Annotated in this window: 2 protein-coding genes; one reads left to right on the forward strand and one right to left on the reverse strand. The window is 76.0% G+C overall.

Annotated features, from left to right (window positions below; all coding sequences use genetic code 11):
* The first annotated feature begins 284 nt into the window (after positions 1–284).
* Entirely contained in the window at positions 285–770 is a 486-nt protein-coding gene (locus tag E1265_RS35870) for an alpha/beta hydrolase (RefSeq protein WP_132935124.1), read from the forward strand.
* Positions 771–1064: 294 nt separating this feature from the next.
* On the opposite strand, the gene E1265_RS35875 is transcribed toward E1265_RS35870, so the two are convergent.
* On the reverse strand, positions 1065–1956 hold an 892-nt coding region (locus tag E1265_RS35875; RefSeq protein ID WP_207931351.1), incomplete at its 5' end, for a hypothetical protein.

Raw genomic sequence — 1956 nt, forward strand, 5'->3', positions numbered from 1 at the left:
TCGCCACGTATGAGCGCCTCGGCATGGCCAAGCGCCTGTTCGGGGCGGCGCACATCGCGGCCCGGTGAGGCCAGGGCTCCACCGTGGCAAGCCGACGCGGGCCCGCTCACGCGGAGTGATCACTGGCCGCTGTCGGATGGCGGGGCTGATGACAACGGAGGGCAACGTCGCCGTCGCGCGCCCTGGGGTTAACCCCACCCAACGTCCACCTGGTCACCCGATGGTCGCGCGCACCCGCTCCTTCCTACGGTCTCAGCACCACCACGAGTCACCCGAGGAGAGCGATGGGCGTTTCCACCCCGGCCGGTCTCTGCCTGACGCTGGCGGCCCTGGCCGGACTGACGGCCTGCTCCGCGAGCGCCACCCCCGCCCGGTCCACGCCCGGCGGAGACCTGTCGGCGTACGAGAGCCAGGAGTTGGACTGGGGCCGCTGCCCGGAGGCGTACCCGGAGCTCAACGAGGCGGGGGCCGAGTGCGCCAGGGTGACAGTCCCGCTGGACTACGCCGAGCCGGACGGCCGCACCATCGAGCTCGCGATCTCCCGCGTCGCGGCGAGGGACACCGACCGCGGGCACGGCATCCTGCTGTCCAACACGGGCGGCCCCGGCGGGACCGGGCTCGACTTCACCCACCGGGTCGGTACCGCCCTGGGCGACGCGGCCGCCGGCGAGGACGGGCTACGCCCGGTGCCCTGCGCCGACGAGGCCGTGCGGGCGTACCTGCGCGACGGCGCGCTGCCGGCCGAGGACGTCACCTGCCGACAGTCGTAGCATCCGGCTGGCCGCTTCCCCCGGCACTCAGAACGGCAATCGGTCGGCCGCCAGACGTGGTGGTGCCGGAGTCGAGGGCTCGTCGGTAGGGGCGGCCATGCGGCGGCCAGCGCTTCGGCGGCAGGCCTCCCTCGCCGCGACACCGGCCGGGCGTGCCCTGAGCCCCGCAGCGACCGGCTGGCACGGCCGGCCGCGAAGGCCCGGCGAACGCCCCGACCACAGGCCGCGGGCGAACGGCCGCCAGGCCGGCGCCCGGCCCCCGGGCGACCGCTCAGGCCAGCGCCGCGAACCCGCTCAAGCCAGCGCCGCGTAACGCGCGCTGTCGTGGTGCCAGTCCCAGGCGCCGCGGACGGCGGTGGTGACGCGGTCGCCGAGGAGGCGGGCGTCGGGGCCGAGGCGCCGCAGCGTCCGCCGTGCGGCCAGCAGGTGGTCGATCCGGGCGGCGACCATCCGCTGGACGGCGGCGGTGGCCCGCGCCTCGTCGTGGCCGAGGCGGTCGCGGACGAGCAGCACCAGGTTGGCGTGCTCCCCGGCCGCGAGGTCGCGCCGCAGCGAGCGCACGTCGTTGGTCCAGGCCATGACGTCACTCGCGGCGGCGGTCAGCTCGCGGGCCGGGGCCGCGGTCAGCAGCGCGGCGGCGAACTCGCGGCGCTCGACGAACTGGATCAGCTCGAAGATCGGGTGCGCGCCGAAGGAGAGCCGGCGCCAGGCGACGTACTGGGCGAGGGTGGGGGGCGGGCGCAGGCCAAGGCGGACGCCGGCCTGCCAGTGGTAACCGGCGAGGCAGTCACGCAGGTGGCGGGCGAAGCGGCGGCGCCAGGCGGCCGACATCGGCTCCGCGGTTGGCGGCCAGAGCTCGCGGACGAGGGCGCGTTGGAAGACGGACCAGGTCCCGGGCCCCTCGGTCGAGCCGGCCGCCCGGTCGAACCAGTCGTCGGCGGCGAGCAGCCAGACGTACCAGCGGGCGAGCAGCGCCATCTCGGGGTAGGGCGCGGTGTGGTAGTAGCTGGTGGCCAGGGTGACGACGCGGGAGGCGGCGAGGCGGCGGCGCCCGGCGGCGTCGACGAGGCCGTGGCGGGCGGCCCAGTCGTACGCCTGCTCCTCGAGCTCGGGTGAGCGCGGGTGGAGCGGCTGGCTCGGGATGGGCATGTGCACGAGGGGTGGTCCTGGGGCTAGAAGGTGACGG

Source organism: Streptomyces sp. 8K308 (genome assembly GCF_004348315.1).
GTDB lineage: Bacteria > Actinomycetota > Actinomycetes > Streptomycetales > Streptomycetaceae > Streptomyces.